The sequence below is a fragment of the Streptomyces sp. NPDC006332 genome (assembly GCF_040612855.1).
GTDB lineage: Bacteria > Actinomycetota > Actinomycetes > Streptomycetales > Streptomycetaceae > Streptomyces.
Genome location: NZ_JBEXRA010000051.1, coordinates 1 through 22,811 on the forward strand (window position 1 = coordinate 1; position 22,811 = coordinate 22,811).

The 22,811-nt window shown below is 68.1% G+C and carries 20 protein-coding genes and 2 pseudogenes; 4 read left to right on the forward strand and 18 right to left on the reverse strand.

The genetic code is table 11. The annotated features are described in order from the left end of the window. Positions 1 to 220 precede the first annotated feature (220 nt). Positions 221 to 1,075 carry an oxidoreductase gene (locus ABZ027_RS33880; protein WP_356775107.1) on the reverse strand — a complete coding sequence of 285 codons (855 nt, stop codon included), beginning with the start codon at positions 1,073 to 1,075 and terminating at the stop codon, positions 221 to 223. Positions 1,076 to 1,363: 288 nt separating this feature from the next. Between ABZ027_RS33880 and ABZ027_RS33885 the strand changes: the two genes are divergently transcribed. After that, positions 1,364 to 2,281 (forward strand): helix-turn-helix transcriptional regulator, encoded by a 918-nt coding sequence (locus tag ABZ027_RS33885; protein ID WP_356775109.1) that lies wholly within the window; start codon positions 1,364 to 1,366, stop codon positions 2,279 to 2,281. A 32-nt stretch (positions 2,282 to 2,313) separates the two neighbouring features. On the opposite strand, the pseudogene ABZ027_RS33890 reads toward ABZ027_RS33885, so the two are convergent. The 17 genes and pseudogenes from ABZ027_RS33890 to ABZ027_RS33970 form a co-directional block, all read right to left on the reverse strand. Continuing rightward, positions 2,314 to 2,642 (reverse strand): annotated as a pseudogene (locus tag ABZ027_RS33890) (NAD(P)-dependent oxidoreductase); the annotation flags it as partial. Then, a pseudogene (locus ABZ027_RS33895) lies at positions 2,642 to 2,797 on the reverse strand (transaldolase family protein); the annotation flags it as partial. The pseudogenes ABZ027_RS33890 and ABZ027_RS33895, both read right to left, overlap by 1 nt. Beyond that, positions 2,794 to 4,878 carry a transketolase gene (tkt, locus tag ABZ027_RS33900; RefSeq protein ID WP_356775111.1) on the reverse strand — a complete coding sequence of 695 codons (2,085 nt, stop codon included), beginning with the start codon at positions 4,876 to 4,878 and terminating at the stop codon, positions 2,794 to 2,796. The pseudogene ABZ027_RS33895 and the gene tkt, both read right to left, overlap by 4 nt. Positions 4,879 to 4,911: 33 nt before the next feature. Continuing rightward, entirely contained in the window at positions 4,912 to 6,231 is a 1,320-nt protein-coding gene (locus tag ABZ027_RS33905; RefSeq protein ID WP_356775113.1) for an MFS transporter, read from the reverse strand. A gap of 199 nt (positions 6,232 to 6,430) precedes the next feature. Then, on the reverse strand, positions 6,431 to 6,931 hold the full coding sequence (locus tag ABZ027_RS33910; RefSeq protein ID WP_356775115.1) for a ribose-5-phosphate isomerase: 501 nt from the start codon (positions 6,929 to 6,931) through the stop codon (positions 6,431 to 6,433). Beyond that, the gene (locus ABZ027_RS33915) at positions 6,928 to 8,676 is read right to left on the reverse strand and encodes a dihydroxyacetone kinase family protein (protein WP_356775117.1); all 1,749 of its coding nucleotides are present in this window, start codon (positions 8,674 to 8,676) and stop codon (positions 6,928 to 6,930) included. Before ABZ027_RS33915 ends, ABZ027_RS33910 begins: the two co-directional genes overlap by 4 nt. Beyond that, positions 8,673 to 9,605, reverse strand: a complete 933-nt coding sequence (locus tag ABZ027_RS33920; protein WP_356775119.1) for an NAD(P)-dependent oxidoreductase — start codon at positions 9,603 to 9,605, stop codon at positions 8,673 to 8,675. The genes ABZ027_RS33915 and ABZ027_RS33920 overlap by 4 nt, the downstream gene beginning before the upstream one ends. Next, positions 9,602 to 10,474 (reverse strand): sugar phosphate isomerase/epimerase, encoded by an 873-nt coding sequence (locus ABZ027_RS33925; RefSeq protein ID WP_356775121.1) that lies wholly within the window; start codon positions 10,472 to 10,474, stop codon positions 9,602 to 9,604. The genes ABZ027_RS33920 and ABZ027_RS33925 overlap by 4 nt, the downstream gene beginning before the upstream one ends. 53 nt (positions 10,475 to 10,527) lie before the next feature. Next, the gene (locus ABZ027_RS33930; protein ID WP_356775123.1) at positions 10,528 to 11,376 is read right to left on the reverse strand and encodes an alpha/beta hydrolase; all 849 of its coding nucleotides are present in this window, start codon (positions 11,374 to 11,376) and stop codon (positions 10,528 to 10,530) included. 64 nt (positions 11,377 to 11,440) lie between these two features. Continuing rightward, positions 11,441 to 11,854 (reverse strand): zinc ribbon domain-containing protein, encoded by a 414-nt coding sequence (locus tag ABZ027_RS33935; RefSeq protein ID WP_356775125.1) that lies wholly within the window; start codon positions 11,852 to 11,854, stop codon positions 11,441 to 11,443. Between the two features lie 37 nt (positions 11,855 to 11,891). After that, on the reverse strand, positions 11,892 to 12,701 hold the full coding sequence (locus tag ABZ027_RS33940; RefSeq protein ID WP_356775127.1) for an N-acyl homoserine lactonase family protein: 810 nt from the start codon (positions 12,699 to 12,701) through the stop codon (positions 11,892 to 11,894). 20 nt (positions 12,702 to 12,721) lie between these two features. Beyond that, positions 12,722 to 13,516, reverse strand: coding sequence for an SDR family oxidoreductase (locus tag ABZ027_RS33945; RefSeq protein ID WP_356775128.1), 795 nt, complete (start codon positions 13,514 to 13,516; stop codon positions 12,722 to 12,724). 18 nt (positions 13,517 to 13,534) lie between these two features. Continuing rightward, positions 13,535 to 13,846, reverse strand: coding sequence for a putative quinol monooxygenase (locus tag ABZ027_RS33950; RefSeq protein ID WP_356775130.1), 312 nt, complete (start codon positions 13,844 to 13,846; stop codon positions 13,535 to 13,537). Between the two features lie 49 nt (positions 13,847 to 13,895). Beyond that, positions 13,896 to 14,795 (reverse strand): ribose ABC transporter permease, encoded by a 900-nt coding sequence (locus ABZ027_RS33955; RefSeq protein ID WP_356775132.1) that lies wholly within the window; start codon positions 14,793 to 14,795, stop codon positions 13,896 to 13,898. Positions 14,796 to 14,934: 139 nt separating this feature from the next. Next, on the reverse strand, positions 14,935 to 16,503 hold the full coding sequence (locus tag ABZ027_RS33960; RefSeq protein WP_356775134.1) for a sugar ABC transporter ATP-binding protein: 1,569 nt from the start codon (positions 16,501 to 16,503) through the stop codon (positions 14,935 to 14,937). A gap of 6 nt (positions 16,504 to 16,509) precedes the next feature. Then, positions 16,510 to 17,625, reverse strand: a complete 1,116-nt coding sequence (locus tag ABZ027_RS33965; RefSeq protein WP_356775136.1) for a sugar ABC transporter substrate-binding protein — start codon at positions 17,623 to 17,625, stop codon at positions 16,510 to 16,512. Between the two features lie 380 nt (positions 17,626 to 18,005). After that, the gene (locus ABZ027_RS33970) at positions 18,006 to 18,710 is read right to left on the reverse strand and encodes an FCD domain-containing protein (RefSeq protein WP_356775138.1); all 705 of its coding nucleotides are present in this window, start codon (positions 18,708 to 18,710) and stop codon (positions 18,006 to 18,008) included. A 240-nt stretch (positions 18,711 to 18,950) separates the two neighbouring features. Here ABZ027_RS33970 and ABZ027_RS33975 point away from each other — a divergent pair, with 240 nt between their 5' ends. From ABZ027_RS33975 to ABZ027_RS33985, 3 genes are all read left to right on the forward strand, one after another. After that, positions 18,951 to 19,748, forward strand: a complete 798-nt coding sequence (locus ABZ027_RS33975; protein WP_356775140.1) for an SDR family NAD(P)-dependent oxidoreductase — start codon at positions 18,951 to 18,953, stop codon at positions 19,746 to 19,748. Positions 19,749 to 19,941: 193 nt separating this feature from the next. After that, positions 19,942 to 20,688, forward strand: coding sequence for an SDR family oxidoreductase (locus ABZ027_RS33980; protein WP_356775142.1), 747 nt, complete (start codon positions 19,942 to 19,944; stop codon positions 20,686 to 20,688). A 375-nt stretch (positions 20,689 to 21,063) separates the two neighbouring features. Next, positions 21,064 to 22,773 carry an MFS transporter gene (locus tag ABZ027_RS33985; RefSeq protein ID WP_356775144.1) on the forward strand — a complete coding sequence of 570 codons (1,710 nt, stop codon included), beginning with the start codon at positions 21,064 to 21,066 and terminating at the stop codon, positions 22,771 to 22,773. The last annotated feature ends 38 nt before the right edge of the window (positions 22,774 to 22,811 follow it).

Genomic DNA, 22,811 nt, shown 5'->3' on the forward strand with positions numbered 1-22,811 from the left:
GAGAGACGGGTTTGGTGTGTGGGTTGTCGACCCGGAAGATCCGCACCCCGTGGGCCATCCAGTGCCGCAGCACCCGCAGGGTCTCGGCTGCGGGGGCGGCTCGGGTCGGTGGGCCTTCCGTGCGGGGTACTGGGCGGGCAGCGCAGCTGCCCGGGCCCGCCGGCCGGCGACAGGGTCAGGGGTACGGCGTTGTCGCCGGCCGGCGGATGCTGTCGCTGGGTCAGGCGGCGGAAGCGTCGAAGTCGGCCGACTTCGTCAGTGCCTCGTTCGCGCGGATCTCGGCGAGCATCGACTCCAGCTGCTCGATCGCCATGCCGTACGCCGGGGCGCCCAGCAGCAGACGCTGGGGGTGGGTGTCGGCGGCGAGGGCGGTGATGATCGCGCGGGCGGCGGCGTGCGGGTCGCCGGGCTCCTTGCCGGCGTCCGCGCGGAACGCGGCACGCGTCGCGCCGACCGTGTCGGCGTAGTCGGCGATCTCCCGCTCGGGCAGCGTCTCGTTGGCGGACCGGCCGGCCCAGTCGGTGCGGAAGGGGCCGGGCTCCACGAGCAGCGTGGTGATGCCCAGCGGGGCGACCTCCTGGCGCAGCGCGTCAGTCAGTCCCTCGACGGCGAACTTGGTGGCGGCGTAATAGCCGACGGCCGGGAAGGCACGCAGTCCTCCGATGGAGGAGAAGTTCACGATCGCTCCCGAGCGGCGCGCCCGCATGCCCGGCAGGACAGCGCGGACGACGTCGGACAGACCGAAGACGTTGATGTCGAAGATCCGGCGGATCTCGTCGTCGGTGCTTTCCTCCACGGCGGCGAAGTAGCCGATGCCGGCGTTGTTGACCAGCACATCGATGCCGCCGAAGTGCTTCTCCGCGGCCTCGACGGCCTCCCTGACCTGAGCGGCGTCGGTGACGTCGAGGGCCAGAGCCAGCGCCTGGTCGTTGCACTCGACGAGATCCTGGACCTGGGCGACATTGCGAGCGGTGACGACTGCCTGGTGGCCGGCGGCGAGGACCTCCTGGGTCAGAGCGCGGCCGAAGCCGGTCGAGCAGCCGGTGATGAACCAGACCTTCTGCTGAACAGTCACGATGCGGATCTTCCTCAGATTGGGCGCACCCGCTCCACGGCGATCACCACAGGTGACGTCGAAGGGGGGTGCGGTGTACGGGGGAAAGCGACGCCCGCCCCGGCGCCCGGACCAGCACACGGCAGGCGGGCCGCGGACCTTTCGAAGGTCGCTGCGATGGCCGCTCAACCATTGATGCACGCCGTGAAGCAGCAAACCAAGCCGTGAACGGGGGCCGTTGCTGCCGGGGAAAAACCTTCCCCCCCAGGCCAGTGGATCCCCGCCGCGAGCCGGGGAACACTGGCAGGCATGGCGAACAATGCCGAGGAGATCAAGAAGTTCCTGCGCACCCGGCGTGACGCGGTCCGCCCCTCCCAGGTCGGTCTGGCCAACTACCCGGGCCGGCGGGTACCCGGCCTGCGCCGCGAAGAGGTCGCGCAGCTCGCCGGAGTCAGCGTGGACTACTACACCCGCCTGGAACAGGGACGGCTCACCAGCGCCTCCGAAGGCGTCATCCTCTCCATCGCCGAGGCCCTGCAGCTGACCCAGGCCGAGACCCAGTACCTGCGCGACCTGCTGCGCCCCCAGCCCCGCCGCGGCACGGAAGAGGCGCCGCCCCAGCAGGTACGGCCCGATCTGCTGCGCATGCTGAACGGGCTGCACGACCAGCCCGCCTTCGTCCTCGGCCGCCGCAACGAGGTCCTGGCCTCCAACGACCTTCTCGACGCCCTGTTCACCCCGTTCAACCACCGCCCGCCCGGCGAGCGCAACCTACTGCGCTGGATGCTCCTCGACCCCGCCGCCCGCTCCCTGTACCTCGACTGGGCGCAGGTCACCTCCGAGGTCGTCGGTGTGCTGCGCGCCGAGGCCGGCCGCAACCCGAACGACCCGCAGATCGCCGAATTCGTCGCCGAACTGCGCTCCGCATCCCCCGAGTTCCGCACCTGGTGGGCCGAGCGGACCGTCGTCGAACGCACCTGGGGCAGCAAGCGGTTCAATCACCCCGTCGTCGGCCGCGTCGACATCACCTACGAAGCACTCTCCCTGCCGGGCGACCCCGACCAGATCCTCTTCGTCTACGCCGGCAAAACCGACGACGACCTCGAAAAGCTGCGCATTCTCGCCAGCTGGTACGCCCGGTCCACCCCCCGCCCAGCCTCTGCCGGAAAGGGCACTGCCCAGCAGCAACGGGAAGGGGCGGGCGAACAAGATCCCCGACACGCGTAGGCCCACCGCGGCGTTCCCCCCGGCGGCTACGGTCACGCCGTGTACGCCAGCTTCTCGCGTCGTACGGGATGCAGGAAGCCGCCCCCGGAGGCCCAGCGGGCGATCTCGGCGACGGCGTGCTCGGCCAGGCGCCCCCATTCGTTGCCCTGGGATCCGGCGAGGTGGGGAATGATGAGAACGTTGTCGCAGTCCCACAACGGGTGCTCGGGCGGCAGGACTTCAGGGTCGGTGACGTCGAGGACGGCACGGATGCGGCCGGCCGGGCGGTGTCGGTGAGCGCGTCCTGGTCGATGACCGCACCCCGGGCCGTGTTGATGAGTACGGCGCCCGGGCGCTTCGACTCGATCAGGGAGCGGCTGACGCCTTCTGGAAGATCGACGGGTTGGTGGTGACGCCCACGACGTGCTGCTGGTCGATCAGCTCGGCGAGGTTGCCGGACGTGATCCGCTTGCGCGACAGGTCGTCCAGCCAGATCGCCACGCCTTCCTCGGAGAGGCGCTTGAGTGCGTCTGTCATGACGTGGCCCCCTGGCGTAGGGATGCGAGGGCGGCCGATACGACGTTCTCGGCAGTGAAGCCGAACTCGCGGAAGAGGATATTGCCGTCCGCCGAAGCACCGAAGTGCTCCAGCGAAACGATGCGGCCCGCTTCCCCGACGTAACGGTGCCAGGTCAGTCCGATCCCGGCCTCGACCGCGACCCGCGCCTTCACCGCAGGCGGCAGGACGCTGTCCCGGTACCCCTGGTCCTGCTCCTCGAACCACTCCACGCACGGCATGGACACCATCCGCGTCGGCACGCCCTGGGCCTGGAGCCGTTCACGCGCCTCGACGGCGACGTGCACCTCGGAGCCGGTCGCGATGAGGATGACCTGCGGCGTCCCGCCCTCGGCGTCGAAGCGGACGTAACCGCCCTTGGTCACGTCCTCGTCGGGCTCGTAGGTGGGCACGCCCTGCCGGGTCAGCGCCAGGCCGTGCGGGGCGCCCTTGCCGAACTCCTTGGTGTAGCGCCCCAGGATCTCGCGCCAGGCGATGACCGTCTCGTTGGCGTCGGCCGGACGGACCACGTTCAGGCCCGGGATCGCGCGCAGCGAGGCCAGGTGCTCGGCCGGTTGGTGGGTCGGGCCGTCCTCGCCGAGGCCGATGGAGTCGTGCGTCCAGACATAGGTGACGGGCAGCTGCATCAGCGCGGACAGCCGGACGGCGTTGCGCATGTAGTCGGAGAACACGAGGAACGTGCCGCCGTAGATACGGGTGTTGCCGTGCAGCGCGATGCCGTTCATCTCGGCGGCCATCGCGTGCTCGCGGATACCGAAGTGGATCGTGCGGCCGTACGGGTCCGCCTCCGGCAGCGGGTTGCCCTTGGGCAGGAAGGAACTCGTCTTGTCGATGGTGGTGTTGTTGGAGCCGGCCAGGTCGGCTGAGCCGCCCCACAGCTCGGGGATGACCGCGCCGAGGGCCTGGAGGACCTTGCCGGAGGCGGCACGCGTGGCCACGCCCTTGCCGACTTCGAAGACGGGCAGGTGCGCCTCCCAGCCCTCCGGTAGCTGGGCCGCGGAGATCCGGTCGAACTCCTCGGCGCGCTCGGGGTTGTTGGTGCGCCATTCCTGGAGCTGCTTCTCCCACTGGGCACGCGCCTCACGTCCGCGCTCACCCAACTCGCGGGCGTGGGCGAGAACCTCGTCCGCCACCTCGAAGTGCTGCTCCGGGTCGAAGCCGAGGACCCGCTTGGTGGCCGCGACCTCCTCCTCACCCAGAGCCGAGCCGTGAGCGGCCTCCGTGTTCTGGGCGTTCGGGGCGGGCCAGGCGATGATCGAGCGCATCGCGATGAAGGACGGCTTGTCGGTGACCGCCTTGGCCTTCTCGATCGCCGCGAACAGCGCGGCCACATCGAGGTCGCCGTTCTCCTTGGGCTCCACCCGCTGCACATGCCAGCCGTACGCCGCGTACCGCCCGGCGACGTCCTCGGAGACAGCGGTCTCGGTGTCGCCCTCGATCGAGATGTGGTTGTCGTCCCACAGCAGGACCAGGTTGCTCAGCTTCTGGTGACCCGCCATCGACGAGGCCTCGGCCGAGATGCCCTCCTGCAGACAACCGTCACCGGCGATGCAGTAGACGAAGTGGTCGAAGGGCGACTCGCCCTCCGGGGCCTCCGGGTCGAACAGGCCGCGCTCGTAGCGGGCCGCCATCGCCATGCCCACCGCGTTCGCGACCCCCTGGCCGAGCGGGCCGGTCGTCGTCTCGACGCCCTTGGTGTGCCCGTACTCGGGGTGGCCCGGCGTCTTGGAGCCCCAGGTGCGGAAGGCCTTCAGATCGTCCAGCTCCAGGCCGAAGCCGCCCAGGTAGAGCTGAGTGTAGAGAGTCAGGGACGAGTGGCCCGCGGACAGCACGAAACGGTCTCGGCCCGTCCACGCGGGGTCGGCGGGGTCGTGGCGCATCACCTTCTGGAAGAGGGTGTACGCGGCGGGCGCCAGGCTCATCGCCGTACCCGGGTGGCCGTTGCCGACCTTCTGTACGGCGTCGGCGGCCAGGACGCGGGCAGTGTCGACGGCCCGCGCATCCAACTCGGTCCATCTCAACGCGGTTGGTGACCAGTGCATGAGGGATTCCATTCCGTTCCGGTGACTTGACCGCTAGCGAGAGACCGAGCCGAGCGCTCCACGAGCAGGGGAAGGAGCCACGCGCCGGGTCTTGTTGCGGAGACCGAGAAGCAGCGCGAGGAGTCCGGCCACCACGAGGGGGTAACCGAGGACGTAGTAGCCCGTGGCCACGTCCGCGCCGCCTGCCAGAACACCGACGAGAACCGGTCCGATGATGCCCCCGAAGTTGCCGATGGCGAGCACAAGGCCGGAGGCGGTACCCGCATGGGAATTCGGTACGAAACTGAGAACCCAGGCCCACCACGGCCCGAACGAGGCATGCACCCCGACGCATGCGATCGACAGCAGGACGAGGCTGCTGCTGAGGCTGCTTTCCAGCGCACGGCTGATCAGCAGTGCCACTCCGGCCAGCAGCATCGGCCATGCCACGAAAAGGGTACGTTGCTGCGGTTTGCGGTCGGAGTACAGAGCATTGAGGAACATGCCCACTGCGGCGACGCCGTAGGGCACGGCTGTCAGCCAGCCGACCGTGAGAATGCCGCTGCCGGACAGTTCGGTGAGCAGGGTCGGCAGCCACTGGCCGAACCCGTACAGGCCGATGACCCACAACAGGTAGATGACGCCGAAGAGCCATACCTTGGGGTTGAGCAGTACATCTCGAAGGTTTCCGCGTTCCGTCTGACCGATGGCACGGTTCGTGATGACGTACGTGCGCTCCGCCGCACTGAGCCGAGAGTCCTCTTCAGGGTGGTCGGCGGCGAGCCAGGCGAACAGCAGCGCCGCGATCACGGGTGGGGCTCCCTGCAGGATGAACATCCAGCGGTAGTCCAGGGCGCTGATCATCCAGCCCCCCAACGGGGCCATCACGATGGCCGATATCGGGATCGTGATCAAGGAAACCATGGAGGCCCGCCCTCGCTCCCAGGAAGGGAACCACCGTACGAAGCAGACGGTGAAGGCCGGGTAGACCAGCCCCTCTCCCAGACCGAGCACAGCGCGGACCATCAGCAACTGCGTGGTGCCGGTGAAGACGCCGGTGGCCATCGAAGCACAGCCGAACACCAGGAGGGCCGTGACGATGGTGCGCTTCGGCCCCAGTCGGTTCACCACCCAGCCGGCGGCCCCCAGGCTGACGACGTATCCCCAGAAGAAGGCGGAGAGAAGGACCCCGATCTGGGCCTGGCTGAGGCCCAGCTCCTCCTTCATCGCGGGTGCCGCGATGGACATGTTGGTCCGGTCGATATAGGCGACCAGGTAGGAGAAGAACAGGAGGCTGCCCATCCGGTACCAGCGGGCCTTGGGGATGTGGGCGTCACTGGGAGTGGTGTGGGCAGATGGAAGCGCTTCGGGCATGAGCTGCGCATCCCTTCGAATCGGTACGAGTGACAGGAGCGGCATTCCGAAGAGGAAGCCGTCCATGGAGCGGTGATCGAACGCGTGCGGGGTCCGGCGACGGCTTCCGGGTTGGGGAGGGGAGGCCGAGCGTCGTGGGAAAGCGGATGCCTGGCACGTCTCAGGGCGGGCGCCGGTGCGGCCCGAGAGCGCGGGTCAGTCAGGCTCGATGAGGTGTGCCGGAGTTCGGGGGAGCCTCTTGCTCGTATCCGGAGATCGCAGCGACCTTGGCCGCGGAGGCGGAGCTGGTGTCGAAGCGGTAGTCGAGCCATTCGCGGGCAAGGCGGCGGGCGAGTTCCAGGCCCACGACACGCTGGCCGAAGCACAACACCTGGGCGTCGTTGGACAGCACGGCCCGCTCCACCGAGAAGCTGTCGTGAGCGGTCACGGCCCGGACACCCGGCACCTTGTTGGCGGATATCGCCATACCGAGCCCGGTGCCACAGACGAGGAGCGCCCGCTCCGCCTCCCCTGCCGCGACAAGCTTGGCCGCGGTGACCGCCACATGCGGATACGCGGTGTTCTCGCCCGGGGTCACCCCCACGTCGATGACCTCGGCGATCCGGTCGTCTGCTTGCAGGTCGGCCTTGAGGGCCTCCTTGTACTCCAGGCCCGCGTCATCGCACCCGACGACCAGTCGCAGGGGCTGCTGTGCGGTCATACGACGTGCTCCTTCGTGCGTACGGAAAGGACTGACCGGACACACAGGGCGTAGGACGTCGCCCCGGCGTCAGGTGTACCGATGCTGCGTGCCGCCAACGGGCGCGCCCGGCCTGTCTTCGGAACCAGGTCCGCGGTCGCCAGGGCAGCGGTGTGGGCCACGGCCGCTGCCTCGTCCCACGCGGTCCACAGGTCCACGCCACGGCCGATGGCGGTCTCCAGGGCATCAGCGAACGGCAGGGCCGCGTCCAGCAGAGTCTTGTCACCCGGAGCGGCCTTGCCCAGGGCGACGATGGTGTTCAGCCCTTGCCGAAGGGCGTCCGCGACGTCCTCGGCGGTGATGGTGGACGCGGTGTCGCTCAGGCGTGACCCGGCCGTACGCAACGCGGCACCCCACAGGGCACCGGAGGTACCACCCGCTTTCGCGGCCCAGGCGTCACCCGCGCCGATCAGCACGGTGGTCACGCCCGCCCCCCGCTCGGCAAGGGGCGTGGCCGCGTCGACGGCGGCGGTCACGCCCTTGACCATGCCCCGTCCGTGGTCCCCGTCTCCGGCGACCGCGTCGATGCGGCCCAGTTCGTCGGCGGAATCGATCAGAGCGGTCCGCATGCTGCTCAGAGCGGCGACGACAGCGGCAGCGGCTTGCCGGGCCGCAGGCGTCGCCTGCGGGATCTGTGCCGCCTCGATGGACGAGCCACCCTGTGCTGCCGGCGAACGCCGTCGGCTGGCGCCTTCATCCTGGGCGAGAAGGGCGAGCCCCTTGCGGTAGGCGGGGGTGTTCGCCGGTGCGCGCCACAGTGACTCCAGTTGCTCGTCGAGGAACGTCACCGTGAGAGAGACACCGGCCATGTCGAGGCTGGTCACCAACTCGCCCACTTCTGGTTCGACGACGGTGAGGCCTCGCTCGGCGAGGAGCCGCGAGACAGTGGCCCACACGACGAAGAGTTCCTCGTACTTGGTGGTGCCAAGTCCGTTGAGGATTACCGCGATTCGCCCCGAGCAGTCGGCGGGCCGCTCGGCGAGAACACCGTCGACCAGCCGGTTGGCCAGTTCGGAGGCGGACGGCATGTCGGCCTCCGACACTCCTGGCTCACCGTGGATCCCCAGCCCGACGCCCATGCGCCCCTCGGGCACGGTGAACAGAGGCGTCCGAGCGCCTGGCAGGGTGCAGCCGGAGAAGGCCACCCCGAGGGTGCGGGTACGGTCGTTGGCCCGGCGCGCTGCTTCCTCGACCGCGTCGAGGTCGTAGCCGGCCTCGGCCGCGGCACCCGCCACGCGGAAGACCACGAAGTCCCCGGCGACCCCGCGGCGGCGATCGGTTTCGGCGCCGGGTGCACTGGCGAGATCGTCGGTGACGAACAGCACCCGAGCGTCCGTGCCCTCACCGGTCAGTCGCTGCGCGGCGCTCGTGAAGTTCAGGACGTCGCCCGCGTAGTTCCCGGAGAGAATCAGCACCCCTGCGTCACTCGTGGCGGCCTTCGCCACGGTGTAGGCCTCCTGGGCGGAGGGCGAGGTGAAGATGTTCCCGACGACGGCACCATCGGCGAAGCCGCGGCCGACGATGCCGCAGAAGGCGGGGTAGTGCCCGGAGCCGCCTCCGACGACGACGGCGACCTTGCCCCGCGGGGTCTCCTGAGCGCGGACCACGCCCCCGGGCACGCCGGTGACGTAGCCGGAGTTGGCGTCGAGGAATCCGGCGAGCATGTCCTCCGTGAAGGCCGCCGGGTCGTTGAACAAATGGGTCATCGGTCGTTCTCCATGCTTGACGCGGACCCATCCGCACCCGCTTGTACGGTTCCCGGGCCAGGCCCGGCGGCGCGGTACGTGGTGATGACGCGGGAGTCGTCAGCGCGGCCTAGACCGGCAGTCGCGGCGGCACGGAACCTGCTTGCCGCTTCCGTGAGCAGCGACGCGTCGAATCCGACCGCGCCCGCGGCATCGGCGACCAACGTCGCGTCCTTGACGAAGATGTCGATGGCGGAGCGGACCGGCGGATCCTCCGCGAGCATGCGAGGGCCGCGGTCGGACAGCATCCACGACCCGGCCGCACCGCCCTTGACGATCTCGAGCACGGTGCCCGCATCCAGACCGAGAGCCTCCGCGAAGGCCAGAGCCTCGCCGGCCACGGCCAAGTGGACGCTGCACAGGAGTTGGTTGACCAGTTTGACCGCCTGCCCGTCGCCCACGGCCGGGCCGCACGGGACGACCCGACCCATCGGCGTCAGCAGGTTCGTGTGCCGGGCCAGCAGTTCCTGGTCGCCGCCGGCCAGCAGCGTCAGTGTGCCGGCCTCCGCTCCCGCCACTCCACCCGTGACGGGTACGTCCAGTACCTCGACCCCGCGATCGACGAGGGCCTCGGCGACCGTGCGGACAGCGTCGACACCAACGGTGCTCATGATCACGCAACCTGTCCCCGCGGCGATCCCCTCGGTCACGCCTCCCTCTCCGAGGACCGCGTCGTGCAACTGCTGAGGCGTCGCCACCATCACCAGGACGGCGTCGACGCCCGTGGCGGCGTCCCCGGGACCGGTTGCCGGATGCATCCCCGCTGCCGCGGCCTCGTCCAGCCGCGCCGGGGACGCGTCGAAGGCGACGACGTCGAATCCGGCCGTGACCAGATGCTTCGCCATGGGGAGTCCGATGGCTCCGACCCCGACGAATCCCACGCGCGTCATTGGCCCTCCCGGCTGTCGTGTCCGCTTTCGGTGGCTGCGAGGAACATGGCGGACAGGGCTGCCGCCACCTCGTCGTCCTTGCTGGTGTACGGGCTGTTGTGGGTCTCCAACTCCAGTACGTAGGCGCCTTGGTAGCCGGCTGATTCCGTGGCGTCGAAGAACCGGGCGAAGTCGACGTCTCCGTGGCCGACGGCACGCCGTATGTCACCGGGGACCGCGTCCCGCAACTGCACATGCGCGATCTGGTGGGCGCGCTGGGAGAACGCCTCCGCGGGGTCGGAACCACCCGCGGCGACATGCGAGGTGTCGAACACCAGCGGTAGCTGCGAACCCAGTTGGTCGGCCAGTTCGAGAGTGCGGGCCAGCCGGAGGTAGTGCGGTGCCTCGACAGCCACCCGCACTCCGTATCGCTGCCCGACGGCCGCCGCCAGGAGGGAACCTTCGATCACCCGGGCAATCCGATCCCTGACGTCACTGGCCGCAGCGCGGTTGTCGCCGGGATCCAGGGCAGCACCGCCGGGAAGGATGAGCACGGGCGCACCGACGGTGGCGCAGAATTCAGTCAGTCTCTCCACGCGGTTCAGCACCACGGCGAAGTCCGTCTCGTCGAAGGACTCTGGATCCGCGTTCAGCGCGAGTGGCTTCAGACCGCCGGCCTTGACGGCGGCTGCGGCCTTCCGCAGCTGACCCGGCTCACCGTCGGGGGAGATGTGCTCGCACAGCCCACGCAGCGCTACGAGGTCGACGGCTTCGGCGCCCAGTGAGGCGATCCGTTCCAAGGCGGGGGCCAGCTCGAGGTGCCGGAAGCAGACGGTGGAGACACCGATGCGCTCGGCAATGGTGCGCCCGTTGGGCGCGACGACAGGCATGACAGGTCCTTCCGGACAGGTGTGCTGACGGGGAGGTGAGAGAAAGTGGCGCGCTATGTCCGGGCGGCCGTGAAGAAGGAGCGGAAGTGCCCGGCGAGTTCCTCCGGCTGCTCGTCGGGGACCCAGTGCCCGCATTCGTCGATCACCACCTCGGTGACGTCCTTGGCCATCGTTCGGCAGGAGATGGCCACTTCGGTCCCTCGTCCCCAACTGGTGCCGCCCCCGACGGCCAGGACCGGCATGTCCAGTGGCGGCAGCCCGGTGTTGTCCGCGACGTCCTGGGTGACGCTCCGGTAGTAGGCGAACCCGGCGCGGGTGGCGCCGGCGGAGGTGTACACGCGCAGGTACTCGGCGATGTCCGCGGGGTCGATGGCATCGGGCCGGTGCCCGTAGTTTCGCCAGAACCAGCCCAGGTAGTGGTGCTCGCGTCCTTCGACGAGTGCCTCGGGCAGGTCGAGGGTCTGCAGGAAGCGATGGTGCCAACGGCGTCCGCCCTGGCCGATGTCGGGGGCACCGTCGCCGGGAATGGCGACGTCGACGATGGCCAGTCGGCTGACGGCGTCGCGGTGGTCGGCGGCCAGCCGGAAGGCGACCACTCCGCCCCAGTCGTGTCCGGCCAGATGGAACGTCTCGATACCGAGCCGGTCGTGGACGAGTTCCCACACATCCGCCGCGACGGTCTTCTTGTCGTACCCACCGGCCGGGCGGGAGGTGTCCCCCAGCCCGCGCAGGTCAGGCATGATCACCCGAAAGCGGTCGGTGAGGAACGGCAGGGTCTTCTGCCAGCACAACCAGGTCTGCGGGTAACCGTGAAGCAGCACCAGCGGCTCGCCCTCACCGGCGACCGTGTAGTGCATCTGCACCTCGGACAACTGCGCATAGTGGTGTTCGAGCTGTGTCATGGCCTGGCCCTCCTGCTGCCGTGCCGCCGACAAGTCGGCTGCGGATCGGATGTGGTGACGACGCTCATGCCGGCGCTCCGTCGGCCTTGGGCAGGGGCGGTCCGTCGGTGCGACCCGTGGTGGCGCGTACTTCGTCCACGGTCAGCGGTGCGTGGTGGTAGTGGCCTTCGTGGGCCACCACCGGGGACCGCGGGGCCGAGAGTTCCGGGTAGCGCTCTTCGAGGGCCGTGCGCTGCTCCAGCGCTCTGCGCCAGTGGGTGACGACCTCACGGTTGCCCCGGTGGGTGCCGAGCCAGGTCGTCGGGGCCTCGCGGCTGCTCGGCGGCAGGCTCGCGGTGCCCGTCAGGCGGGCCCCGGCGGCCGGCTGACGCCGGGTGTTGGTCCCGCATGCCGGGCACGCGGGGTGAGGTGAACTCCAACGGGGGACAAGTGCCTCGAAACGGTGTCCGTGGCCGCACTCGTAGTCATAGATCGGCATGGGATGTCCTTCGGGCCGGGCGGCGGAATGGGTGCCGTCACGTGTAGTAGGCCGGGGCGGACCGTACGAGCTTCGCCTGTTCGGCGTCGTGGCCGAAGATCACGGTCGCGTCGGTGCGTTCGGCGATCCCTCTGATCTTCTCGACCGATGCCAGCCACTTCTGGCTGTCGTGCACGATGCCCGGCGTGACGCTCGGCGGGCCGAAGTTGTCCCCCCGGAAGATGGCATCCGAGGTGAAGATCATGGTGCCGGTGTCCGGCAGGTCCACCTGGAGCGACATGGTGCCCCAGGTGTGCCCGGGGGTCTGGAGCAGCTTGACACCGGGCAGGATCTCGGTGTCCTCGCTGACGGTCTGGAAGGGCAGTTCGCCGTAGTCGCTGCGGATGAAGGGGCCGTCGCAGTAGCCCTCGAAGCCGAACGCGCCCTCGTACTCCGCCTGGCTGCACACGACCTTGGCGTCGGTGCCGTTGAACATCCAGCCGTTGCCCGCGTGGTCCCAGTGCAGGTGGGAGAAGACCAGGAAGTCGATGTCACCGGTCTCCACTCCGGCCTGTCGCAGACGGGAGTCGAACCACTCCTGTTCCTCGGCGACGACCGGCCAGTAGTCGGTCAGTCCGGTCGGCGCCCACTTGGTCTCCCAGTCACGCGGCAGCCCGGTGTCCCAGAGAAGGTTGCCCTCGGGGTGCTGGATCAGCACGGAATGAACGGGCACGTCCACCCACGGTGCCGGCCTGTGAGGTTCCTGCCGGGTGCCGACCACACGTGCGGGGTCGAACAGCAGCCAGCTCAGGCTGGCCTCGAACTTGCCCACCGGCATGACGGTGAGCTTGATCTCGTCGCTGCTCATCTTCAGATGCCTCTCTCTGGTCAGATGTACCGGCTCAGCGTTTCTCCGCCGTCGACGCTCAGCAGGTGCCCGTGGACCATGCCGGATTCGTCGGAAGCGAGATAGACAGCGGCGTTCGCGACGTCGGCTGCTTCACCCCAACGGCCGAGCGGCAGTCCCTGGGCCAAGGAGTTCTGGAATTCGGTGTCGTCGAATTCGTCACGAGTGAAGGAGGTCTTCACGAAGGTGGGGCAGATTCCGTTGACCCGGATGCCCTTCGGGCCGTAGTCGGTCGCCAGGGACATGGTGAGCAGACGGGTGGCACCCTTGCTGGTGTTGTAGAGCGCCTGGCGCGGATGACCGCGCAATCCGGAAGTGGAGACCATGTTGATGAGATTGCCGCCGCCCCCCTGATCCAGGAACACCTTGATGGCTTCCACGGAGCCGAAGTACGTCCCCTTCACGTTGACATCGAGGATCCGGTTCAGCTCGTCGTCGCTGTATTCGTGGGCAACCCGCCCGTAGCTGCGGACGGCTGCGTTGTTCACCCACTGGTCGAGCCTTCCGAACCGCTCGACGGCCGCGTGCGCGAGTGCCCGCACTTCGTCGTGCGCCGAGACGTCACAGGGGACGAACACGGCCTGACCGCCGCGTTTGACTATCAGGTCGGCCGTCGCCACGTCACCGTCCGCTTCGAAACCGCCTTCCCGCGGGGTCGCGCGCACATCGCTCACGACCACCTTGGCGCCTTCCTCGGCGAACCGTAGGGCGATGGCACGGCCGATGCCTGAGCTGGAGCCGGTGATCACGGCCACCTTGCCCTGCAACCTGTTCATTGACTGCTCCTTTTCTGGTCAGGCCTTCGCGTCGGTACGCAGAGTGCACATGGAGATGCGTACCGGAATCGCGATCAGATGCCTGGTGAGGCGGTCGTAATCGGCGACGTGTGGGGAATCGAGATGCCGCCCGAAACAGTCCCTGGATTCCCACTCCTCGTAGAAGAGGAAGTGATCAGGATTCTCCAGGTCCTGGAGTATGTCGTAGCTGATGTTCCCGGCCTCTTTCCGGGTGGGCTCCACCAGCTCGGTCAGATTCCGCCAGAGTTCTTCGGCCTGACCAGGATGCGCCGTCACTTCGGCGACGATTCGAATCGGTTGACTGGGCATGCATTGCCCCTTTCGCTTCTTGGGCTTCTCCGCTCTTTCCCTCTTACAGTCAAGAGGCCTTGGCCCGTCGGCGCGCGCTGAGAGAGTCGAAGGAAACCGCGACGAGAATGATCGAACCGATGACCACCTGGTGCCAGAACGTGTTGACGTTCAGCAGGTTCAATCCATTGCGCACCACTGCCATCAGGGCCGCGCCGATCGCTGTGCCGGCCAGAGACGCCTTGCCGCCATTGAGGCGGGTGCCGCCGATCACGACAGCGGCGATGACATCCAGTTCGTAGTTGGTCGCCGCCTCCGGCATCGCGGCTTCGAGCCGGGAGGTCAACAACAGCCCTGCCAGCGCGGCGGCGAAGCCTGTCATCACATACACCGACACCTGAATCCGCGAGATGCCGATCCCGACCAGCCGCGCGGCTTCCCGGTTGCTGCCGATGGACAGCACATACCGCCCGTACTTGGTGCGGTACATCAGGTACCAACAGACAGCGAAGACGAGGACCATCACCAGCACCGGCACGGGAACCCCGGCAATGGCGCCCTGGCCGAACCACTGGAACTCGGAGAACGCGAGCCCGGTCATCGGGACTCCCTGGCTGTACACCATGATCACCCCTCGGAGGATGATCATGGCTGCCAGGGTGCAGATGAACGGCGAGATGCCGAGTCGGTCGATGAGCAGGCCGTTGACGAGGCCTATCAGGCCGCCCAGCAGCAGGCCGGCCAGCACGGCGAGGTAGATGTTGATGCCCTGCAGTATCAGGTCGGCCATGAACAGACCGGTCAGGGCGGTGGTGGCGCCCACCGAGAGGTCGATGCCACCCATGCCGATCACGAACGTCGCCGCGAAGGCGATGACGGACACGAAGACCATCTGCCGCAGGACGTTGGTGATGTTGTCGACGGTGAGGAAGTCGTTCGCCGTCAGGCTCAGCGCCGCGACGATCAGCACGAAGACGGGAAGGATACGCCCCGCGCTGCTGCTGAGCAGCGCGGATGTGAAGCTCACCGCTCGGGGTGGGCGGGCAGTCGCGGCCTGTGGTGCCAAGGAGGCTCCGGAAGCCGTGGGTGTCTGGGGGTACGTCTTGCTGTCACTCATCTGCGGCCTCTTCGGCGCGTTGGACGGAATAGTGAGCGATAAGTTCCTGGGTGGCCTCGCCGGCGTCCAGGACCGCCGCGACGCGGCCTTCGTACATGACCAGAACGCGGTGGCAGATACCGAGCAGTTCGGGGCTCTCGGAGGAGACCACGACGAAGGACTTCCCGCGCCGCGCGTAGTCGGCGATGTGCCGGTAGACGTCGGCCTTGGCTGACACGTCGATGCCGCGCGTCGGCTCCTCGAGGATGAAGACCTCCGGATCGACCGTGAGCCAGCGGGCGAGCAGTACCTTCTGTTGGTTTCCGCCGCTGAGCAGGGTGATGTCCTGCTCGCCGGACGCGGCCTTGACGCCCAGCTCACTGGTGTAGCGGTCGGTCACCTGTCGTTCCTGCTCCCGGTGCAGGCGCACTCGTGAACCACGCCGCAGGCCTGCGATGGTCAGGTTCCAGCGGATGGAGTGCCCGGTGAACACTCCCTCCGTCTTGCGTTCGGCCGGCAGGAAGGCCAGGCCGCATGCCGTTGCGTCCTGGGGGCTGCGAATCGTGACCTGTCGCCCGGCGACTGCCACGGTTCCCTTCTCCGGTGGCCGGATTCCGTAGACGGACCTGACGAGCGCGTTCTTGCCTGATCCGTTCAGCCCGGCGATGCCGAGGATCTCGCCGCGCCTCACCGCGAAACTGACCTTCTCGAAGTTCCGTGCCAGGGTGAGGTCCTCGACCTGGAGAACGGTCTCCTCGGCCGGCGGTGGCAGCGTCGGATACTGCTGTTCGAGAGAGCCGCCGATCATCAGCGAGATGATGGTGGCGACGTCCACCTGATCCGTCGGAGCCGTCGACACGTGGCTTCCGTCGCGCAGTACGGTGATGCGGTCACAGAGGCCGACGACCTGGTCGAGCTGGTGCGACACATAGATGACGGACTTGCCGGCGTCTTTGAGTCTGCGCACGGTGGCGAACAGTTGCTCGCGTTCTTCGGCCTCCAGCGCCTCGGTCGGCTCGTCCATGATGATGATGTCCGCACGGGAGTGCAGCGCCCGTGCGATCTCGATGAGCTGTTTCTCCGCCAGGCTCAGCCTGCTGACCGGAACATCGACGTCGATGACGACCCCGAGGTCCTCCCGGAGGAGGTCGTGGGTCCGATCGCGCATGGCGTTGCGGTCAAGGGGGCTCAGGATCCACGGACGTCCGCCCCGGCACTTCTCATGCCGGACGAAGATGTTCTCCACGGCCGTGAGGTCCGGGAAGAGCGACAACTCCTGGTAGATGATCGCGATGCCCAGCTCTTGCGCGTGCGCGGGTCCGCGGAGGTCAACGGCCTTGCCCCGGATGCGGATTTCGCCGTCGTCCTTGCTGTACGCGCCGGAGAGGATCTTCATGATGGTCGACTTGCCGGCGCCGTTCTCCCCGACCAGGCCGAGGACTTCACCCGGGAAGAGGGTGAGATCGACATCGCGCAGGGCGTGCGTGGCACCGAAGCGCTTGGTGATGCCCCGCATGTCGAGAACGGGGCTGCGGGCGGACGGGTCTCGCTCCTCCGCGTGACTGCGTGCTGAGGTGGTCATCACTGATCACTTCTTCTTCGCCGGGGGCACGTAGACGTAGTCGTCGGGATTGAAGTCGGCGATGTTCGTCTTGTCGTAGACCGTGACCTTGCCGAACACCGTCCGGGGCACGCGCCGGCCGTCGGCCACGTACTTCTCGATGGTGCTGATGATGTTGCGGCCTTCTTGCTTGGCGCCGGTGTCGACGGTCGCGGCGAAGTCACCCTTCTTGATCGCGGCGTTGGCCTCGCTCATGTTCTCGTAGCCGACGACCGCGACCTTTCCCTGCAGGTTGCGCGCCTTGAGCGCCTCCAACCCCCCGAGCGCCATTTCGTCGTAGAGCGAGACCAGGATGTCGATGTCGGGGTGGGCGGTGAGTATGTTCTCCGTGACGCTGAGGCCCTGGGCCCGGGTCCAGCCGGCCGGCTGGGAGGCAACCACCTTGAGGTTGGGGTACTTGGAGATCACCGAGTTGAAGCCGCGCATCCGTTCCGAGGTGTGCGGGCCCGGCAGCCCTTCGAGCATGGCGATCTTCACGGTGCCCTTGTTCTTGTAGTGGTCGACGATCCACTGCGCCTGTGCGCGGCCACCTTCGCTCTGGTCGTAGCCGATGTTGCTGACGTAGTACGGGCTGCACACCACCGGCGAGTTGAAGGTGAAGATGGGAATGCCCTTCTCCGATGCCTTCTTGAACAGCGGTTCCAGGGCGTTCTCGTTGTAGAGGGCGATGGCGATGGCGTCGTAACCCTGTGAGATCCACGCCTCCACGCTGCGGACCTGGTCGTCGGTGGCCGACTGGCTGGCGGGGGCCTGGACGTCCAGCTTGACTTTGGACTTGCCGCCTGAGGCGTCGATGCCCTCTTGTACGCCGGCCAGGACCCGCTTGTAGTACGTGTCCATCGCCGTCGGGCTGAAGCCGATCCTCAGCCGGCCCTTCTTCTTGGTGGGAGGAGCCTCCAGTCCCGAGGACTTGACGTTCCCCTCCTTGGTGACGTCGCACTTGGCGGCGGCTCCCGCCTTCTGGCCGCTGGATGACGAGGCCTCATTGGAGGTCGCACAACCGGCGGCGACGAAGGAGAGGGCGGCTACGAAGGCCGTGGCCCTCAGCCGTGTACGTCTGCTGGAGCGTTGGGTTCGCGTCATGGCTTCGACTGCCTTTCGTATGCGGACACGCGAAGCGGAGCTGTGGAGGGGGGCGGTGCGCGGTGGGGAAGGAGCGCGCCCCGCCCGGATGAAGGGAGCAGCAGTGACAGGAGGTTCGGTTCTCGCAGATATGACGTCTGCGTCACCAGCGCGTGTCGCGGCGGTCACCGTTGCAACGAAGGTAGGTATCGCTGTGGACGCTGTCAACGAATTGGTCCAACAAATTTGGGAGGGCGTGTTCACCCTGGGCCCGCGACCGTTCTGGCGACTGAGCGCTACCGGCCGGCTCTCGCCGTGCTTCGGGCACGTCGAAGAGCCCGCGCGCCGAGGGCGCGCGGGTATGGTGCTTCAGGGAAGGGTGGCCGGAGGTCCGGCCGCTGTCAGTCCGAGGTCTTGCCGGTGATCTGCTGCCAAATCTCGTAGTGGTGCTTCACGGCGAGCGTCGCGGCATCAGGGTCGTTCGCGGCGATAGCGTCCGCGATCTCCTCGTGGACCGAATCCGTCACCCGGCGGCGCGGCGTGCCGCCGACCTTCAGGTCCTCGGCCTCCCAGGCGGAGCGGCGACGATCGTGCAACAGCCCGCGCAGTGCCGCTGACAGGCCGTCTGTGAGCAGGTCCAGCACCGGGTTGTCGGCGATCCGGTAGAGCATGCGGTGAAATTCGTAGTCGGCGCTGTCACCACGTTCGACGTCGTCGGCCGACGAGGCCGCGTACATCTCGTCGATCTGGGCGCGCAGCCTGCTCACGTCCTGAGCGGTCGCGCGTTCCGCGGCACTGCGCACGGCCGCCGTCTCCAGCATTTCCCTGGCGCGCTCCAGTTCGGGAGTGGAGATCTGGCCGAACCTGACGGCCAGGCTGAAGTACAACCTGGCGAAAGCCGGATCGGGCGCCTCGAGGTAGGTGCCGCTGCCCTGCTTACGCCGCACCATGCCCATCGCCTCCAGGGTCGCGAGCCGCTCACGCAGGGTGCCGCGACTCACGCCGAGCTGGGCCCCGAGTTCACGCTCCGTAGGCAGCCGACCGGAGTCTCCGTCCGCGGTGGCCTGGGTCAACAGGTTCACCAATAGTTCGGTCTCCTCGTCCATACGCAACCCCTCCTCGCCCTCGTGGGGCCCTGTCGCCGCACGTCCTGACCATGCCGGAAGCACAGCACTAGCACACCTGCGCGTGTGCGGACGCGCGCGCCGTCCTGTCTGGAGCGCGCTTCATCACTGATCGTCGCAGGGTGAATATTTGTTGGACCAATATATCGCTCGATCGACGGGAGGAGGGTAGCTTTGACAGTGATGAGGATTGGTCCAACGAATTACAGAGAGGACCACACCATGAACAGCGTCCCCTCCCGCCGACCACTGGCACTGGTGACCGGCGCCTCCGCCGGCATCGGCTACGAACTCGCCCTGCTCTTCGCCCGCAACGGTTACGACCTCATCGTCACCGGTCGCAGCGACAACATCCACAAGGTGGCGCCCGACTTCGAACACCACGGTGCCGAGACGATCCCCGTTCAGGCTGACCTTGAGGACCACCAGGGAGTGGAGAACGTCTGGCAGGCCGTCACGAAGACCGGCCGGCCGCTGGAGGCAGCCGTCCTCAACGCCGGTCGCAGCATCGGAGGCGCCTTCCTCGACACCGACCTGGACGACGAGCTGGGCCTGATCGCGCTGAACGTCACCTCCGTCGTCCACCTCGCCAAACACGTGGCCCGGCACATGGCCGAACGTCGCCGCGGCCGTATCCTGATCACCTCTTCGATCTCCGCCACGATGCCGACGCCCTACGAGACCATCTACGGTCCGTCCCGGGCGTTCACCTTCATGTTCGCCGAATCCCTGCGGCAGGAGCTCAGGGAACACGGCGTCGGCGTCACCGCCCTGTTGCCCGGCGCCACCGACACCGACTTCCACTCCCGCGCCGGCATGGACAACACCGCGCTCGGCCCCGGAGCCAGGAAGAACAGCCGACGTGTGGTCGCACAGCAGGGATATGACGCACTCATGGCCGGCAAGGACCATGTCGTCGGAGGCGACCGTGCCACCAAGCGCATTGCCTTGATCAACCGCGTACTGCCCGAACCCGTCAAGGCCACCCGCCAGGCACGCATCACCAAACCCCGCGCCTGAAAGCAGGCGCTGCTTCCGGCGTCGTCATCGACGGTCGCCCGATCGACAGGTGGGGTGTTCTTTCAACGAACAAGACGTACTCGCCCGCGTCCGCGACGTCCCAAGATGAGGGCGACGGCCTTGCGGCACCGGGCGCTCCATGGGGCTGTGCCCGCTCTGGCTGTGTTCGAACGCCGACCGAGGAGACATGGCCATGGCTGGACGACTGGCGGGCAGGACCGCCGTTGTGACCGGAGGCAGTACCGGCATCGGGCAGGAGATCGCCAGGCGGCTCGCGGCGGACGGAGCGGACATCGCGATCGCGGACGTCGATCCGGCGGACGAGACGCGGGAACTGGTCGCGCGGACGGGCCGTCGGTTCTTCAGCGACAAGGTCGACGTCTCGGACGAGGACGCGATCAACGGGTTCGCCGCGAGGGTCCGCGGCGAGCTCGGTTGCGCCGACATCCTGGTGAACAACGCGGCCGTGGTTCTGCTGGCCGACCTCGACCATGTGACGTACGAAGAGTGGCGACGCACCTTCGCCGTCAACGTGGACGGTCCCTTCCTGGCCTCCAGGGCCTTCCTTCCGGACCTGAAGAAGTCCGGGTCGGGACGGATCATCAACATCACCTCGTCGAGCTACTGGACCGCGCCGCCGCCCTTCGTCTCCTACGTCTCCGCCAAGGGCGCGCTGAACGGCCTCACCTCCGTCCTGGCCGCCAACCTCGCCGCTCACGACATCACCGTCAACGGCGTCGCGGCGGGTCTGGTCCGGACCGCCGCGGCTGTGGCGAACACCAGCGACGCCTTCTTCGAGCAGGCCGTGCAGGTGCAGAACATCAAGCGGGTGCAGATGCCGGACGACGTCTCGGGCGTCGTGGCGTTCCTGGCTTCCGAGGACGCCGCGTTCATCACGGGGCAGATCGTCGTCGCGGACGGCGGCAGCACACGTCGCTGAGTAGCTCGGTGGAGGCCCGGCGTCCCCGCTCACAGTCGACGCCCCCAACCCCAGGGGGCGACTTCCAGTGACCGGACGTACCCCTTGGGGCCGGACCCTCGGTGCCGAAGCATCACTGACGACTTGTTCGTCCAACGAACATGTCCATTGAGCGTGACGGGGGACGCTTCCTACGTTGTCGCTGCTCGGTAGGACGGTCACCACGCCGGGCGACCTGAATCAGGGTTGGTCGCAGAGCCACGCGGAGGCGGTCCGCGCAGGCCCCGGGGCGGTTCGGCAGCGGTGTCTCCGCATGGCCGCACACAAGCACCCAGCAAGGTCCGGCGGCGAACGCCGGTTCCGACAGTAGCGCGCGCCGCGCGCAAGGAGTCGTCCATGGTCCAGATCGATTCACCCGCCGAGGCAACCGGAGAGAGTGCCAGATACACCCTGCGGCCAGGCACGCTGGCCGCAGTGGTGTTGGCCGTGTGCCTCTCGCAGATGGCCCTTTCCGTCCCCTCGCTCATCACCGGGCTGATCCAGCAGGATCTGACGCCGTCCTCGGCGCAGCTGACGTGGATCGTCGACGCCTTCTTCATCCCCGTCGCCGCGCTGGAACTGGGCTTCGGCGTGTTCGGTGACCTGTTCGGCCGCAAGCGTCTGCTCGTCGGGGGAGCCGCGCTCATCATCGTGGGCTCGACCGTCGCGGTCCTGGTGCCGGGGGCGGGGTCGTCGACGGACACCCGGGTGACGTTGCTGATCATCGGCCAACTCCTCAGCGGTATCGGGGCCGCGGCCATCTTCCCGACGAGCCTCGCCATGGTGGCGGCCGGCACGCACACCACCGCCACCCGCGCGCGTGGCGTGGCGGTCTGGGCCGCCGCACTCTCGATCGGCGGCTTCCTCGGCCCCCTGCTGGCAGGCGTCGCCGCCAAGATCCACACCGGCTGGGATGGAAACGGGAACTGGCGCTGGGCCTACGTCGGCATTCTGGTCATCGCCGCGGTCAGCGTGCTGCTGTCGCTGGCTCTCGCCCAGAACTCCGCCGCGCCCGAGGGCCGCTCCCTGGACTGGCCGGGGCAGATCACCGCCGCGCTCGGTCTGTTCGCTCTGCTGTACGGGGTGATCCAGGGGCCCGAGAGCGGCTGGGGGAGCCCGCAGATCGTCATCGCGTTCATCCTGGCGGGCGTCTTCCTCGTGCTGTTCGTCCTCGCGGAGGGCCGCGTGGCCCAGCCGCTCCTGCTCCTGAGCGCGTTCAGGAACCGGGCGTTCGCCGTCAACTCGGTGGTCACCCTGATCGGCATGTTCGGCTTCCTCGCGATCATGTACTCCACCAGCATCCGCCTCACCACCGTCCAGGGATTCAGCCCGCTGAAGAGTTCCGTCGCCTACCTCTTCTTCGGAGGCATCGGTTTGGTGCTGTTGCCTCTCACGTCGAAGCTGCTGGAGCACTACAACCCCCGGTGGGTTCTCTTCGCCGGCCTGGGCCTCATCGGGGTCGGCGGGTTGTGGTTCGCCGGAGTCCCGGCGAGCGACCGGGCGCTGGGCTCCATCGTCGGACCGCTGATCCTCGCGGGCATCGGCTCCGGACTCGCCTTCGCCGCCATGAGCGCGGTCGCGGTCAATTCGCTGCCCAACCATCTCGCCGGGATGGCGAGCGGTGCCACGAGCACCTTCCGGGACCTGGGGTTCGCCTTCGGCCCCGCGATCGCGGGCGCTGTCGCGCTGGGACAGGCCGGCAAGGAGATGGCCCGCGAGGTGGCCGGCAACCCCGGCCTGAGTAAGGCGTACGCGGCTTTCCAGGCCGCTCCGGCCCATGCCCCCGCGGACCAGAGACCGCAGCTGGAGGCCGCGGTGCATGCCGTTGGCTCGGGACCGCTCGGCGCCAACTCGGTGCCGGCGACCGTCACTTCGCCGGACGGGCAGGTCATCCCCTTCAACCCGCTCAAGGACGTCGCGTTCCACGCCCTCAGCAACAGTTACTCCCACGCGTACGTGCTCGGCGGCGTGGCCGCTCTCGTGGCCGCGGCACTCACCCTCGCGGGCGGGCGCGGTGGTCCGGGAGAGACGCATCTCGACGACGATCCGCGCACCCTCGACGACTGACCGCTCGACGCACCGGCCGGCGCCGGACCAAGGCATCA